14 protein-coding genes are annotated in these 16,433 nt (G+C 39.7%); 5 read left to right on the top strand and 9 right to left on the bottom strand.

The window, feature by feature from the left end; genetic code table 11:
* Positions 1-39: 39 nt before the first annotated feature.
* Positions 40-1,005, top strand: a complete 966-nt coding sequence (locus DV942_RS02330) for a PorP/SprF family type IX secretion system membrane protein (RefSeq protein ID WP_145854969.1) — start codon at positions 40-42, stop codon at positions 1,003-1,005.
* Between the two features lie 40 nt (positions 1,006-1,045).
* A complete protein-coding gene (locus DV942_RS02325) occupies positions 1,046-3,013 on the top strand; it encodes an OmpA family protein (RefSeq protein ID WP_145854967.1) in 1,968 nt (655 codons plus the stop codon).
* Positions 3,014-3,363: 350 nt separating this feature from the next.
* Here DV942_RS02325 and DV942_RS02320 read toward each other — a convergent pair whose 3' ends face one another.
* The gene (locus DV942_RS02320; RefSeq protein WP_145854965.1) at positions 3,364-4,200 is read right to left on the bottom strand and encodes an AbiJ-NTD4 domain-containing protein; all 837 of its coding nucleotides are present in this window, start codon (positions 4,198-4,200) and stop codon (positions 3,364-3,366) included.
* Positions 4,201-4,324: 124 nt separating this feature from the next.
* Positions 4,325-5,683 (bottom strand): tRNA uridine-5-carboxymethylaminomethyl(34) synthesis GTPase MnmE, encoded by a 1,359-nt coding sequence (mnmE, locus tag DV942_RS02315; protein ID WP_145854962.1) that lies wholly within the window; start codon positions 5,681-5,683, stop codon positions 4,325-4,327.
* 237 nt (positions 5,684-5,920) lie between these two features.
* Here mnmE and DV942_RS02310 point away from each other — a divergent pair, with 237 nt between their 5' ends.
* Positions 5,921-7,045, top strand: a complete 1,125-nt coding sequence (locus DV942_RS02310) for an AI-2E family transporter (RefSeq protein WP_145854958.1) — start codon at positions 5,921-5,923, stop codon at positions 7,043-7,045.
* 81 nt (positions 7,046-7,126) lie between these two features.
* Here DV942_RS02310 and map read toward each other — a convergent pair whose 3' ends face one another.
* From map to DV942_RS02295, 3 genes are all read right to left on the bottom strand, one after another.
* Positions 7,127-7,927, bottom strand: a complete 801-nt coding sequence (gene map, locus DV942_RS02305) for a type I methionyl aminopeptidase (protein WP_145854956.1) — start codon at positions 7,925-7,927, stop codon at positions 7,127-7,129.
* A 204-nt stretch (positions 7,928-8,131) separates the two neighbouring features.
* Positions 8,132-8,731, bottom strand: a complete 600-nt coding sequence (locus tag DV942_RS02300; protein ID WP_145854954.1) for a Crp/Fnr family transcriptional regulator — start codon at positions 8,729-8,731, stop codon at positions 8,132-8,134.
* A 175-nt stretch (positions 8,732-8,906) separates the two neighbouring features.
* On the bottom strand, positions 8,907-9,833 hold the full coding sequence (locus DV942_RS02295; protein ID WP_186462400.1) for a helix-turn-helix domain-containing protein: 927 nt from the start codon (positions 9,831-9,833) through the stop codon (positions 8,907-8,909).
* A gap of 581 nt (positions 9,834-10,414) precedes the next feature.
* On the opposite strand from DV942_RS02295, the gene DV942_RS02290 reads away from it, so the two are divergent.
* Positions 10,415-10,594, top strand: coding sequence for a histone H1 (locus DV942_RS02290; protein ID WP_057933955.1), 180 nt, complete (start codon positions 10,415-10,417; stop codon positions 10,592-10,594).
* 110 nt (positions 10,595-10,704) lie between these two features.
* Here the strand turns inward: DV942_RS02290 and DV942_RS02285 are convergent, their stop codons facing one another.
* Complete coding sequence (locus DV942_RS02285; protein WP_090979810.1) at positions 10,705-11,430, bottom strand: LytR/AlgR family response regulator transcription factor; 726 nt, start codon at positions 11,428-11,430, stop codon at positions 10,705-10,707.
* A gap of 897 nt (positions 11,431-12,327) precedes the next feature.
* Here DV942_RS02285 and DV942_RS02280 point away from each other — a divergent pair.
* Positions 12,328-13,305 carry a helix-turn-helix transcriptional regulator gene (locus tag DV942_RS02280; protein ID WP_090979809.1) on the top strand — a complete coding sequence of 326 codons (978 nt, stop codon included), beginning with the start codon at positions 12,328-12,330 and terminating at the stop codon, positions 13,303-13,305.
* Between the two features lie 144 nt (positions 13,306-13,449).
* Here the strand turns inward: DV942_RS02280 and DV942_RS02275 are convergent, their stop codons facing one another.
* From DV942_RS02275 to DV942_RS02265, 3 genes are all read right to left on the bottom strand, one after another.
* Positions 13,450-14,265 carry a heme ABC transporter ATP-binding protein gene (locus DV942_RS02275; RefSeq protein WP_450091372.1) on the bottom strand — a complete coding sequence of 272 codons (816 nt, stop codon included), beginning with the start codon at positions 14,263-14,265 and terminating at the stop codon, positions 13,450-13,452.
* 67 nt (positions 14,266-14,332) lie between these two features.
* Entirely contained in the window at positions 14,333-15,376 is a 1,044-nt protein-coding gene (locus DV942_RS02270; protein ID WP_145854948.1) for a FecCD family ABC transporter permease, read from the bottom strand.
* Positions 15,373-16,212 (bottom strand): heme/hemin ABC transporter substrate-binding protein, encoded by an 840-nt coding sequence (locus DV942_RS02265; protein ID WP_145854946.1) that lies wholly within the window; start codon positions 16,210-16,212, stop codon positions 15,373-15,375. The genes DV942_RS02270 and DV942_RS02265 overlap by 4 nt, the downstream gene beginning before the upstream one ends.
* Between the last annotated feature and the right edge of the window lie 221 nt (positions 16,213-16,433).

Here is a 16,433-nt window from a genome sequence, read left to right as displayed (position 1 = left end):
CTGGTTCCCCATTCAGCTTGCCCCATAATTAAGATAAAAATGAAAAAGATATTCATACTAACAATACTAACTTTCAGCATAATTTTTGCGAAAGCACAACAGGATGCTCAGTTTAGTCAGTACATGTTTAACGGGATCTACATTAACCCGGCGTATGCGGGTTATAAAGAGCAGTTAAACCTTCACGCGTTTTACCGTAACCAATGGACGGGTATTGTGGGTTCTCCCACCACCATGTCTATCGCGGTAGATGCGATTGCAAACAACGGCAATGTTGGTTTGGCCTTACAGATTTCGAGTGACCGGATCGGATCGCAGCGCAACCTGTCGGCCTATGCAAACTACGCTTACCGTATCCCGATGAATGCAGACGGCTCCTCGAGGTTGGCCTTTGGTGTGGGTGTCGGAGCATTGCAACTGGGGATTGACGGATCGATGTTAAATCCGAACGATTTTGAGGTGAACCAGCCTGTAGGTATCCAGAGTACAATAGTACCTGATGCGCGTGCCGGTGTTTACTTTTCCAACAACCGCTTTTACGCAGGTTTTTCAGCAGATAACCTGGTTTCGCAGTACATCGATATTGACCGTTATGCTTTTATTGCCCAACCCAAACCACACTATTATTTAACTGCAGGCATGTTGCTGCCGCTTAATGAGGATCTACAGTTAAAGCCTTCATTTTTACTAAAGGACGACCGTGGAGGACCTACAAGCTTCGATGTTAATGCTTTCTTTATTATTGCAGATAAAGTATGGCTGGGTGGTTCTTACCGTACGGGCGTAAAGCTTTATGATAAGAAATATCTTCAGAAAGATTTGAGCAATTTAAATTCAGGCGTGGCGGCGGCACAGTTTTTTGCAAGCAGTAATTTAAGGATTGGTTATGCCTACGATTTTTCTATCGGACCTTTACAGGGGTATAGTGGTGGTACCCACGAGATTTCGGTTGGTTATTTCTTCAATAAGAAAAGCATCCGGTTAATGACACCAAGGTATTTCTAGATAAACGCTACAACAATAAGAATAATAAATTAATGAACTTATGAGGATAAAAGTATTGATTATCTGTGCTTTGATGCTGTGCTGTTTTCAGGACAGTGTTAAAGCACAATATGTATTAAATGAAGCTGATAAAGAGTTTGAGCAATATAATTACGAGAAAGCAATTGATCTTTACGAGCAGGCCTATAAGAAAAAGGCAACGCTGCATGCTGCCCAAAGGTTAGCGGCCTGTTATCAATACCAGCGCAATTATAAGCAAACCGAAAGTTGGTATGCAATCGCTGCAGGGATGGAAAAAAGCCCGTCGGAAAACACTTTATTGTACGCCAAAGCACTGCAAAATAATTCAAAATACAGCGAAGCCAGGATTCAGTTTAATAAGTATGCAGATTTAAATAAAAATCTTGACCCGTCATTAAAAAATATGTGGTTGCGTTCCTGCGATTCGGCGATGTACTGGATGAAGGAACCGAAATCCGTTATCATCAATAATGAAAAAGCGTTAAACAGCCCACAATCAGACTGGGGTGCAGTGATGCAAAAAGGAATGATCGTATTCTCCTCAGACAGAGGTTTAACAAGTAAAGATGAACAAAGCGGGAATAAGCCATTTTTAAAATTCGATGGTTTGAAAGCAACTGCTAAAAAAATATACGGCTGGACAGGGAATCATTACCTGAGGCTTTACACCAAAACCGGTTCAGATAGTATTGCCTTATTCCCAATCGAAGCAGGAACAGAATACCACGTTGGTCCGGCAAGCTTTACCCAAAAGGGGGATGAAATGTATTTCACGCTTACGCGGATTCCGGAGAAATTAGATTATACAAAAGTTAAAATCTTAAATGGAAAGCTGGCTACGGTTAACATCGAAATTTATAACAGCAAAAAGGATGCTTCAGGAAAATGGACTAAGCCGGTTGCTTTTAAATACAATATGGCAAATGAATATTCGGTAGGCGATCCCTTTATCAGTGCAGATGGAAAAATTTTATATTTTAGTTCAAATATGCCAGGTGGTAAAGGTGGTACCGATCTATATGTTTGCCATAAAACAGATGCCGGAGATTGGGGTTTACCAGTTAATTTAACAGAAATTAATACGGAGGGTAATGAACGAAGCCCATCTTTTGATGGTAACCATAATTTTTATTTTAGTAGTGATGGACGTATAGGGATGGGCGGCCTGGATATTTTTAGCGCCAGGCTACTTGGAGGAAAGATATCTGAACCTCAGAATATGGGTTACCCGGTTAATTCTCCTCAAGACGACTTTACGTTCAATTTAAGTACGGCCACAACAGGGTTTTTGTCCTCTAACCGTATTGATGGTTTAGGAGAAGATGATATTTACAGCTTCAGCCAACAATTAATGCTGAATTTTAAATTGACCGGGATTGTTTATAATAAAACAACAGGACAGCCACTAGGCAATGCCATTGTTACCCTAAATAAAACCAGTGGTTCTGCATTAAAGGTAGAAACGGATAGTAATGGTAGATTCAAATTTAATCTTGAAAAGGAAGCTTACTATCTTTTAACAGGAGAAAAGACCAGTTTTAGAAGCGACGGAAAGTCTTTAACGACGGTAGGCCTTACTGTGTCGACAGAGATTAAAAAAGATTTATACCTGGTGGCGATTGAAATCAATAAGGCGATTAAACTGGAAAACATTTATTATGATTTCGACAAATCGAATATCCGCGCTGATGCCGCGATTGAACTTGATAAGCTGGTTAAAATAATGACAGATAATCCAACGATCTGGATTGAATTGGGTTCACATACTGATAGTCGTGGAAATGATGCCTATAACCTTGCTTTATCACAAAGAAGGGCAGATGCTGCAGTACAATATATTGTAGATAAAGGAATCAGTAAAAACAGGATTACGGCAGTTGGTTACGGAGAAACCAGATTGTTAAATCAATGTGCAAACGGAGTAAAGTGTACTCCTGCTGAGCATCAGTTAAACAGAAGAACAGAGTTTACGATTGTTAAGAAATAAAATAAAAGATTGCTAGAGAATAAAGAGAGAGCAATTTCATAGAATAACGAAATTGCGTTACTGAACGCCTGGCAGGTTGTTCAGTAACCTCTCATTTTACAGAAACTTAAGCTAAGCGGGAGATTAAATCCCAAAAGAGTGGTGGTAAAGTTTTTTGTTTAAAGTATTGTAAATGATATATTTAATCTTCGTGTAGTGGTTGGAATCGACGGTTATTTTAGGGGTTACTTTCCGATACAAAAAGTAAAGTGTATTGTAAATCAATAAGTTGTCATCAACATTACCAAAAATGTAACTAAAAATAGTTGACTAAAAGTAATTATAGGTTAAAATGAATAATCTCTCAGAACTTATAGAGCAAGTTTGGAGGAAAGATAATTTATGAAAGATGAACACGACACCATCATAAATTTAGCATCTTCAAATTTGATTTCAACATCATCCTCTAAAATAGCATGTCTTATCCCTCCTGCATCACTTGTATAACCATAAAGCGCCGTAAATGCTGTTTTAAGTGATGTATGTAATCCATACTTCTTTTCAAGAATTGCTAGGGCTTTACCTAGTGTTACTTTTTCTTCACCTATCAGGATTCTACAATATGCCTCTAATGCAGATATACATTCTTTAATAGAATTTCTATAATCTGGTGAAGACCTATCAGAAAGCATATTTAAAGCAGTTTTTAAATGTATATTAACTGAACTTCTTGTATCAGTAATTTCAATTGCTTGATTTATTTCTGATATTTCCTCTTCCGAATTTATTTGAACAATATTTTTATCTAAAATTCTGTAAGCTGAAACTTCAATTCTCAATGCATCATTGATGTTTTCAATGAATGCCCCACTGAATTTAAGATCATTTTTTTGTACTAGATATTCTATAAAATCATATACTTCATGCCATTCTGAGGCATCAAACCAACTCTTAATGTATTTCTTTATAAGATGATCATCGAGTCCAAATCTGGTTTTAGGGATTTCATCTAATGGTAAATTAAAGAAATCTTTCCATAAAGCATTATAAAACCATTTTCTTGAAGAACTACCAATGTCTTTGAATTCGATATTTTCTAGAGCAGAGTAGAAAATATTCCATAATCTAGTTTTCAAATCATCATCAATATTCTCTACCTGAAAAATGTTTTTGACTGGTTTTTTGCCTATCCTTTGAGAAAAACGCATTATCTAAATTTTATAAAATTATATCTACTTACTAGATTAAAATAGTAATTTGTGCATCTTCATAATTATCTATCTCTACGGAACAAATTTTCAAAAATCCTTCAGCAGATTTGAGAATGTTCTATTACTTTCCGATACAAAACTTGGTAAAAATATTCTCCAGCAAATCATCGGTAGTTACGGTACCGGTAATTTCACCAAGGTAATGCAGGGCCTGTTTAATATCCATCGCTAAAAAATCAGAGGTTACCGGATTATCGACATTCGCCAAAACCCTTTGCAGTGCCTGTTCGGTTTGTTTTAAAGCTTCTACATGGCGGATATTGGTGACCAAAGTTTCGCTGGTATTGATATGGTGCAGGTTAACCTGTTCCAGCAAGGTGGTTTTGAGTTCATCAATACCCTGTTTCTCTTTAGCCGTAGTAAAAACAACATTTAAAGTTTGTAAAGCTTTACGCTGCATATCGCTAAGGAGTTCGGCTTTATTGACCAGGATTAAATAGGGGATGCCCAATTGCGTTAAACCGCGGATCTGCTCTTCAATTTCGGCAATGCTTTGAGTAGCATCGGCCATATAAATGATCAGTTTGGCCTGTTTCATTTTCTCCAGCGTACGTTCTACACCCAAAGCTTCAATAATATCGGCCGTATCACGTATTCCCGCCGTATCGATAAAACGGAAAACTACCCCGCCAATGGTTAGTTCATCTTCAATCGTATCGCGTGTGGTACCGGCAATATCTGAAACAATGGCACGTTCTTCATTTAAAAGGGCATTTAATAAGGTAGATTTACCTACATTGGGTTTACCCGCAATAACAATGGGCACGCCGTTTTTGATCACATTTCCCATTTCAAAAGATGAAATTAGGCGTTGCAAAACGTAATTGATTTTGTTTACCAGGCTTTTAAGCTGTTCGCGGTTGGCAAATTCTACATCTTCCTCAGCAAAATCGAGTTCGAGCTCAATCATCGAAGCAAAATGGATCAGCTGTTCGCGCAGGCCTTTTAATTCGTTGGCGAAACCGCCGCGCATCTGCTGCATGGCCACATCATGCGATGCCCTTGAGTTGGAGGCAATTAAATCGGCGACTGCTTCTGCCTGACTCAGGTCGAAAGCGCCATTTAAAAAGGCACGTAAGGTAAATTCACCCGGTTTGGCTGCCCGGGCACCTTTGCTGATCAGCAGATTAATAATCTGTTGGATAATGTAGTTAGACCCATGGCAGGAAATTTCGACTACATTTTCTTTTGTGTAAGATTTTGGGGCAACAAACAAACCTGTCACCACCTCATCCACAATATGATCGCCATCTTTAACCAGGCCAAAATGTAAAGTATGCGAGGCCTGCTTTTCTAAATCTTTTCCGGCAAATACGGCATTGGTCAATGAAATAGCCTCCGGACCGGATAAACGGATTACGCCGATGGCGCCGGAACCTGAAGGAGTAGATAAAGCAATAATGGTATCTTGATTGTTCATATCGGGTATTAAAAGCTGCAAAAATAAGGCTAATCTATGGGGATATGGTGTACAGGAAGTAATTTTTTTAACTAGGGTTAACTGCTTAATTGGTTAACCGGTTAATTGTCTCGCAACTCCACGCTCCCAACTTTAAAATAATTCTCGCCGCCAAACGCTAAACCCCACACGCAAAGCAATTATTCAAAACATTTCAAACCGGACGGTGTTTAAATCTCAAATCAGAATAAGCTTTTTATGACGAATAAATTACCCCTAACCGTAAAACGATCAATAGAATTACTGGGCCTGATGGCCATTGCAGCGGTGATGGTGATCGGACGAGACATCATCATGCCGATATTGATGGCTTTTTTCATCAGCATTATGCTGCTGCCCGTATACCGCTTTTTAAAAAGAAAAAAAGTGCCGGAATCGTTAGCCATCATTTTACCCATTTTACTGGTGGCCCTGTTTGTGGCTTTAATTATTTGGTTTTTCTCCAACCAGATTGGAATTTTGGTTAAAGATTTTCCGCAGATAAAGGCCAATGTAACACAACATATCAATTCGTTAAGCGATTGGATCAGTCGCATTACCCATTACAATGATAAACAGCAAAAAGCGTTTATTCAGGCCAAAAGCGATGACCTGATGAACATGGGGACATCAATGGCAGGTGGTGCTGCTGTTACCCTGAGTGGTATATTCGTGTTTATCGGTTTGTTGCCTATTTATATCTACCTGATGCTTTTTTATAAAGACATTATTTTGCGTTTTATCTTTATGTGGTTTAAAGCGGATGACCACCCGAAAGTTAAAGAAGCCATTTATGAAACCGAATCGATTATTAAAAGTTATCTGATCGGACTGTTAATTCAGATTACCTATATGACCATTTTATTGGGGGGGATATTGATGTTAATCGGTATTAAACATGCCCTGCTAATCGGGGTAATTTTCGCGATATTAAACCTGATCCCTTATGTGGGTGCCTTAATCGGTAACGTGATCGGTGTACTGTTAACGCTTACTTCATCGCAGGAGTTATGGCCGGTACTTACCGTTTTAGGTGTAATTGCTTTTGTTCAGTTTCTGGATAATAATATCCTGATGCCGCGTATTGTAGGCTCGAAGGTGAAGATAAATGCTTTATTTGCAATTATCGGGGTATTTATAGGCGGCAGTATAGCGGGGATTTCCGGGATGTTCCTGGCCTTGCCTATTGTGGCCGTGCTTAAAATTATATTCGATCGTACCGAATCATTTAAACAATGGGGTGTATTGCTTGGCGACGAGCGCCCGGCCAGAAGTCCGATGACTTTTCCTATTTTCAGAAAGAAAAAACCGGTGGCTACCAAATCGGGAACCGAAAAAGAATAGTTTCTAAATCACAGATTTTAAAGAAACAAATAAACGCAAGGATTCTGATAATCGTCAGAGTTCCTTGCGTTTTCTGCTATATTAATAATAAGAAGTGTTTAGGTTGCTGTTTTGCTTTTCTGCGGCCTCAATAGGTGCATAATTGGAAAGGATAAGTGCCTCGCCTTTTTTAACACAAACGTCGTGTTCAAAATGTACAGACATACTTCCGTCTGCCGTCCTGATCGTCCAGCCATCTTCATCCAGAAAAACATCTTTTTTTCCCATATTGATCATCGGTTCAATGGCCATCACCAGATTTTCCCTTAAAAGTAAGCCAGTGCCTCTTCTGCCATAGTTCGGCACCTGCGGATCTTCGTGCATCTCTTTGCCCAAACCGTGGCCAACCAGGTCTCTTACCACGCCATATCCCTGCTTTTCGTTATGGCTTTGAATGGCTGCACTGATATCGCCGATGCGTTTGCCCACAACGGCTTCCTTAATCCCCAGAAAAAGCGACTCTTTGGTCGTTTTTACCAGGTTTAGTATTTCAGGTGATACTTCGCCTATGATGAAAGTATAAGCGTGATCGCCGTGAAAACCGTTTTTAATCGTGCCAACATCTACTGAAATAATATCACCATCTTTCAATTCATCCTTGCTAGGGAAACCATGTACCACTACATCATTTACCGAGGTAATAATATGAAAAGGAAAGCCATTGTAATTGTAAAAGGATGGAACAGCACCATTATCCATAATAAATTCGTTGGCTAACCGGTCTATTTCGAGGGTGGTGATGCCAGGCTTTAATATTTTAGCTACTTCTGCAAGGGTATCGCTCACCAATAGTGCGCTAATCTGCATCAGTTCTACTTCTTCGTTGGTTTTATATAAAATCATTGCTGCAAATTTAACAAAAGAAGCTGAAAGCGTGCTATTTTTATCTTCGTATACCTTATGGTCGGGTAAACTGCAAGCTCCTATAACCACTCCTGATATTCATTGCTAAAAAATATACTTCTTTACCTAAAACCAGGATCTGTGAACTATATACTGAAAGCATTGGCGTTTAGCTATAAGTTTGCCGGAATATTTGAGTGCGTTTTAATAATTTGGTTCCAAAATCTTGCTTCTTATTCTGCTCATGGTTTCTCCACGTACCCCCAGGTAACTGGCCAGGTAACGCTGTGGTATTCGGTCGATATCGAGGCCACTCTCCTGAAGTTTTCGGTATCTGCCGGTAGCTTTGGGAATGCGCGACAGTATTGCGCGCTCTGAGGCCGCATAATGATGCCGTTCCATCAGCTTTCTACCGATCAGGTTCGTCTCAGGATAGTTATTGTACAGGAAATCCATTAAAGTGTATGGAATGCAGATGAGCTTGCAGTCTTCAAGGGCCTGAAGATATTCTATAGAAGGACCAGACTGCTGGTCGGGATGACGTATAGCGCTTATTAATTCATTCCCTAAACTGAACCAGGTACTGATATCTTTTTTACCATCGCGAACAAAACCACGTACAACCCCGCTTATCAAAAAATATAGAGAAGCATTACTATCCAGTGGAGAAAGAATATATTTATTTTTCTTTACATGGATAAGCTTGCAGGATCTTTCATGTTGGGCTTTGATCACATTGGATAAAGGACAAAATTGCTCAAGATAATTAAAGAGGGGACGTAAATAAGATGTTGAGTGGTGCATATGAAACTAATATTGATTACAGAATATTATAGTACCAGCATATTCAATTGAAATGATATACACCTGTAATATTCCGGAATCAAAGGTATCCTGTTTATGGTCTACACTCACGAATGAGGTGTTTTGTCATCTCTAACGATACGATAGTTAGACTACAAAATGGTTATTTGACGGGTTAATAACTCATTTCCTGTGCAAAATAGGCAGTTGGCATTAATCCTGTTTCCTTTTTAAATGCATTATAAAAAGTGGCGTGGCTTTTAAAGCCAGCTTCTGATGCCATGGCTTCGATGGTTATTTTATCTGATTTTAGGGGATATTGTTTCAAAAAATGATCAATCCGGTAACCGTTTATCCAATCGCGGAAATTTTTGCCGATGTGTTTGTTGATTACAAAAGAACAGTGATGGATCGGCAGGTTAAGTTTTGCCGCCAGGTCCATAATCTGAAAATCGTGAAGGAGGTAGAGCTGCTCCCTTTCCATTATTTCTTTCATGGCGAGGGCATAGTCTGCCAACTGCTCATCTAAAAGGTTAAACTTTTTAGCTTTTGAAGGGCTAGGTATCAGATTTTCTGTTTTTAAAGGAACTAGTAGGTCATCAGTGCTGTTTTCCCCGGCTTCAGGCTTTTTAGTCCAGTTAACCGCCACCAGCAAATAGCCATAAAAAATATAAGGCTTGTGAAGCGTATACCACAAAATAAGCAGCAGGGCCAAACAGTTTAATACGATAAAATAGGTATTAACATACGGTATATTCAGGTATTTTAACATAAAGGGCGCCAGACCAAACACCTGAAAAAAAGTTCCGATCCTTAGAAAAAAGATGATCCATTTTCTGCCTTCGCTATCGAAGAACTGTTGAGGTTTGTTTTTGAGGCGGATGACCGCAATCCAACTGGCACATAAATAACAAATGACCATTAATGGCCGAAATATATAATGGAAGTATGGCGGAAAAAGCCCCGTTTTTACATTTAAAAAGAAGTATCCTTTCTGGGCTAACTGTGTTCCCACCAAATTCCAATCAGGCATAACGGAAAGATGCCAGGGGATAACATGGATAACGGCCAGTAAAGCTGGTATAAAATGAAGCCATTCCATTTTTTGTAACCGTTTACGGTGCTGAAGAAAGCCTGTAACATATAAATAAAAACAAGCTGGGGCAGCATAATAAAACGGTGTAAACGTTTGATGGAAGATGGCCAAAGCCTCGGGTTGACCAGCTTTGAAAAGCAACGAGGTGAAGATCTGTCCGAAACGTGCGAAAAATACAAGGGAAAGCAATAGGTTTAAAAACCTATTCCCCTTTTTCGCAAAAAAGAGATGTATGGAGAAGGTGAGTAGTAATAAACAAGTGGTGCAAATGAGAAGATTTAACGACTGCATATTTCCAACCAAGATAAGACATAATTACAAAATTAAATGGCTCGATTTTAATTTTTTTGACGACAACAGGCACTACGCATAAAGCGTTAAAAATGAGGAAGCTTTTGTGTGTTGCGGCAGCTATTTTTGTTACCATACTTCGTTACTGCACTGTTTTTTTGAGGTAGTTTGTAATAATGATGTAGCAAAAACGTTAGTTTAACTTATAAAAACAATAGTTTTGCGGCCCGTTTATTGCTAGCGGAAAGTGATATTATTTAACTAATGGATGTAGATCATCCCTACAAAAGAAAATTATGGACAAATTTAAAAAAGTGCAAGATTTAATCTCTTCAGTTGAAGCAGACGTAACCAAATTTTATGATGGCGGTAATGCAGCTGCTGGTACACGTGTACGTAAAGCCATGCAAGACTTAAAAGTTCTGGCCCAGGAAATCAGAGCTGAAGTAACCGATAAAAAAAACAGTGCAAAATAATTTACCGCTTAAAAGAGAGGTTATATCATAAAAGTGATGAAGTTTTATGATATAACTCCTTCTTCCTGATCTCGTTATTCGTGCCCTGCACGTTATGTGATACGAAAACCTTATTTGCTTCGTTTGCTGGTTACCAGTTTATCAGCAAAAAAATCACGGAAATCATTATAGTACAGATCGCCAACGGTAAAGCTGGTTTGGTTAGAAAGTGTGATCCTTGTACCTTCAACATGTGAGATATGATTGATGGAAATAATATAACCTCTGTGCAATTGAATAAAGCCTTTTTCTATATTTAGCTGCTCTTTAACATCTTTCAGGCTTAAATAAGCAATAATCACTTTTTCTGTTGTATGGATTTTGATGTAGTTGTGAAAACTTTCAAAAGCGATAATGTCTGCATATCGTACTAAAACAGCTTTATGTGCTTCAGATTTATTCTTGACGAAGAAGTAGGATTCCTGCGCAAAATCTTCTATCTCCTCTCCAAAAACACGGTTTAGCGTTAAGGCAAATTTAGCATAGCCGTAAGGTTTAAGCAGATAAGCATCTGCCTCTGCTTCGAAAGCTTCATAGGCATATTCCGCATGCGAGGTAGTAAAGATCAGTTTTCGGGTTTTGGAGCGGATTGCTTTAGAAAGTTCAATGCCTGAAAGCTGTGGCATTTCAATGTCCATAAATATTACATCTACGAGATCGATATTTTTGAGTTCGCTCAAAGCTGCCATCGGATCGGTGTAGCTAGCCAGGAGTTCCATATTTGGCGTATCTGCTATATATTTTTCAAGACCCAATATCGAGTTTTGCTGGTCATCAATGGCTATACACCTAATCATTTGTTAAACTCCTTTTGCATATATAACGAAATTACACCTTTTCGCTCTGAAAATAGAAAATTTATCCTGTATTACCTTGAATTTTCTTCTTTAGATGTAATTTATATGATGAAAATTACATTATAGTATGTCAGAGACCCTTTTAAATTTCGTAATTAACAGAATTCATAACTGCATTATCCATAAAAATTGAAGGGAGTAGATGAAAGCCAGTTTAATTGATATTTATTTGATTTGTTCGAAAGGCGGCAACATAAATGGTATGAAATACCGGTAGAAATGGCGGGGTATTTTGATAAGCAACCGTGGATTCGATTACCAATTTCACCTATCCATAACGAAAATACACCGATCTATGTAAGTTAGTGCTAAAAATGAGTGCAGAATGCGATCTTAGTTTAACCTAAAGAAAAATGCCTCAATTTTATGTATCATTTTCATCTTGAGATTGATCACCATACTAACATCTACCTATTAACTCATCAGATTTAAATTATCTCTCTTTCCTATCTAAATCAGCGCTCTTTTTTAGATAGGAATTTTTTATCCTTCAGGCCTTTTGCCGAAATTCATTGTACATCTGTTAATACGAATAATAGAATGGCTGTTTTACACAGATGTTATTTTAATATCCTGCTGAGTCCATCTTTCTATATCTTATTAAAAGACCCCTAAATAAACGCCCTTAGGTAATTTTTTCCACGTTCATTTCAGGTTGGCACCCTTTAAGCCAAAGGCCCGTTCAGCACGCTGTAAGGCCAATGAATAAACGATTACCTGACAGTTGAGCATTGTTTTCTCAAATAGCTGATCATTAATAATCATCCTTATTTAGAATTAATATAAATAATAATATTATATTTGTCTGGTAAGTGATTAAATGATAACCGACCTGAAATGATTGTAAAGGCAAGACTAGCACATCAAAAAGATTTTCTGTTTAGCGAAGAAATTCCAGATCGGTATGTGCCTGATCATCGATTGTCAGAAAAATCAATAGCCATTAAGGATGCTCCTGTAGCCATCAAAAACTATCAGCTATCTACAAATGGCCTGTTCCTGGTGCACGCCGAGATGAAATTTGATGGTCCGGCCCGCATCCTCACTGAAGTAGAAGGAGAGGCCATCACCTGTCAGTTTATCTTTAGCCGCAAAAATACTTCGGGAATAGGTAATCCATCAGCTAAATATGGATTGAGCAGACATAACATCAGATATATCCCCTCGGCAAAAGAAGCTTATGATGTGAAACCGGATGCAGAGTTTGTATATTTTTTGATTGTTCTTTCTAAAGATTATTACCTCCGTCTGGTTGATCTGTATTCTCCCTTACATGAACAGTTTGTACAGGAAATGGAAAAAGGAATATCAACCTCTTTTGCGGACCAGGATCTTTTTATGACACCCGAAATGTACAGGGCGATTGATGCCATTATTACCTGCAGGCAGGACGGAGAATTGAAACGTTTGTTTACTGATGCACGCATTACCGAGCTGATTATGTATCAGCTGGAGCAATTTAGTCAGCACCTGCAGGGCGGCAGGGAACCGCTGCTTGATCGCGATATTCCAAAGCTGGAAGAAGCCCGGGAAATTCTGGAGCGCGATTATATCAATCCGCCAACCCATAAGCAACTTTCAAAGATGATATTGCTGAACGAATTTAAATTGAGAACGGGCTTTAAAAAATATTTTGGCAGTACCATTTACGATTTTGTAACCCGCCTGAGGATGGAGGAAGCCAAAAGGTTGATTTTAGAGGAAGGAAAAAACATGTACGAAGTAGGCGTAAATATCGGTTTTAAACATCAAGCCAGTTTCACCAATGCTTTTAAAAAGTATTATGGGATTTTACCTAGCGATTTGCGGCTCTGATTCGATAAGCTGGGCCCCGTATTCTTACTTTTTGTACCGTTAATACCAATGGCCTGGCTTAGTTTTTATGAAAGTAATAGTGGATGCAGAAATGTCGTTTTCAAAATGTTGCTATCAGGATAGCACGATTGGCCAAATGAATAATTAGATTGTCGCCAATTCATCGATACTGGTATTTGCCAAATTATAAATGGGCTGCCCTGCAGCTTGCAGGTTAGAATTGAACTTTGCGGCATCAAGTTTAATTTCTTTAGGTACGATAACTGTTTTTAAACTGCTTTGGTCTGTATATGCCTGGGCGTGAATGCCGAATGCCGTATAAATGTGCTGCGGTGTAAGCACCTGCGCAGGGGTGCCATCCCACCATTTGCGGCCATCTTTTAAAATGATCAGCCGGCTGGCATATTGGGCAGCAAGGTTAACATCGTGCAGTACCACAATAATCATATAACCTTTTTTAGCCATCGCAGCAGCGATAGACAGGGTTTGATGCTGAAACTGCAAGTCCATATTGTTGGTCGGCTCATCTAACAGCAATACAGCATCCGGGTTATCCCACAGTTGAGTCAAAACCCTGGCCAGGTGTACCCTTTGCTGCTCGCCGCCTGAAAGGCTAAGCATCGAGCGGTCTGCAAAATCAAGCAATCCGCAAAGTTCCATCGTTTCTGATACTGCAGTCTCGTCGTTTTTTGCAGATGGTAGGCCTTTAAAGCCATACCTCCCCATCATTACTACTTCTTTCACGCTAAAAGCCATGGTAACCGGGTTGTGCTGTTGCAGGTACGCCCTTTTGGTGGCCAGTATCTTTCGCTTATAATCCCGAAGATCATCTCCATACAGCATAATGCGCCCGCTATCGGGCTTCCGCTCACCAGAAAGTAAGCGCATCAGGGTAGACTTTCCGGCACCGTTCGAGCCTAAAAGCGCAACCATTTCGCCCGGCCTGATGCTAAACGATATGTCTTTTAAGAGGAGCCTCTTGTTCAGTTTATAGGTAATGGATTCTACTCGAAGCATAAACCGGTAATTAATTAACTAATTTCTTTTTGTCTTTAATGAGGATGTATAGGAAAACGGGACTACCCATCAGGGCAGTAACCACGCCTATTGGCAATTCGATAGGCTGTACGATTAATCTCGAAACCAGATCCGCCACGGTGAGTACCAACGCGCCCATCAATGCTGAAACCGGAAGTACAAAACGGTGGTCTACACCGCCAATTAAACGTGTAAGGTGGGGGATAAGTAAACCGATAAATCCGATAATGCCCGAAACGGCAACCGAAGCACCTACGGCCATGGTGGCCATTACCACGACCAGGATTTTGATGCGGTGGGGGTTCAGGCCGATCAGCTCAACCTGGTTTTCGCCAATGGCAAACAAATTTAAACCTTTGGCTAAAAACGGGAGGCCAAACACGGCAATACCTACGAAAGGAAACAAACAACCTACATTTTGCCAGGTGGCACCGCCCAGGCTACCCATCATCCAGAAAGTAATACTCCTCAGCTTCTGCTCATCGGCCAGGTAGGTAACCAATCCGGTTAATGCACCTGCCATGGCATTAATTGCAATACCGGCCAGCAACATGGTCGGAACATTGGCCTGTCCGTTAACCTTCGAAAGGTTGTACACCAGCATAGCCGTAATTCCTGCGCCGGCAAAAGAACCAAAAGCCAATAGATAATAACCTAAAAGCTGGCTTAAACCAGAAAATAAAAAGGTTTCAAAAGCAATAATCAGTACTGCCATCAAAGATGCACCTGCAGATATACCCACCAGGCCCGGCTCAGCCAGTGGATTCCTGAATATACCCTGGATGGCTGCCCCTGAAACGCCCAGTGCAGCACCAACCAATATACCCAACAAGGTGCGTGGTAACCTGATCATCATAATTACGCTTTGGTTGATGCCATGACCGGTATTTCCAAACAGCGTAAATCCCAGGTTGTGGGTCAGCGTGTCGATCACTTCTTTTATCGGAATGCGCATGGCGCCTGAAGCAAGCGAAAAACAGATGGAAACCAGTAAGCCTGCGCTGAGTAATGTATATATTGATAACCGTCTCATTGGAAAATCTGGCTGTTTAGGGCTTTAATGGCTTCAGGTAAACGATTGCTAAAATTGATGAGCAATGGACCATTCATCTCCACAATCCTTTTGTTTTTTCCGGCGTTGGTATAAGCTACACCAGGGAAATTTAAAAAAGATTCCTTTCCACCTAAACTCTTTAAACCAAAATCAAACATCAGAATCACATCTGGATTGCTTCTAATCAGCGCCTCTGTGGTGTAAGGTTTAAAATCGCTAAACTCCTGTATCGCATTTTTACCACCGGCCAGTTTAATGAGGGCGTCTATACTGCTCCCTTTTCCGGCCACATTCATGGTGCCTACACCGCGCGCATAAATAAATAGCACTTTCGGCACCTTGATGCCCTTTTTTAACTGACTCAATGTATTACGGATTCGCAATGTGGTTTGCTGTGCAAGTTGTTCACCCCGGGCTTTATCGCCAATGGCTGCCCCAACCTGCCTGATGAATTTGGTTGCACCATCAACCGAAAATTCCTGGCGGACGGGAATTACGCGGATGCCTAAGGATTTAAACTGGTAGAGGTTTTCTTTTGAAAAATCCCCTTCGGGAACCAGCACAAGATCTGGCCGATAGGCCATAATGGCTTCAACAGAAAATGATCTGTTCCTGCTTACTTTCGGCAACCTGTTAATTTCTTCGGGCCATACGCTGGTCACGTCTGTTGCCACCAAATACTTGCCATACCCTAAAGCATATACGGTTTCGCTAATGGCGCTGCTTAAAGTAATGATACGCTTGGCCTGCGCCTTAACTGATTGCAGACCAATTGAGAAATAAATGATGAGAATTGTGGCGTAATATTTTTTCATGCTTAAACCTGCTACTTGATGAGACAAAAAAAGTATTTAATTAGTCTAAATACAAGTATTTCAAATTGAAACTGAGTAAAACTGAATTAAACATTTTTGAAAAAAAAAGTAAAGGATTTTTGCGATTAAGTAATTGGTATTAAGGTGTTTGTCTGTTATTTTATTGAGGTTTTTCTGTCGATTTGAGCAAAAGAGGGATGGAAAAAATACGTTTTGAACAA

Source organism: Pedobacter suwonensis, from assembly GCF_007833675.1.
GTDB lineage: Bacteria > Bacteroidota > Bacteroidia > Sphingobacteriales > Sphingobacteriaceae > Pedobacter > Pedobacter suwonensis.
The sequence above is the reverse complement of the archived record's forward strand: the minus strand, read 5'-3'. Positions and strand labels throughout refer to the sequence as shown.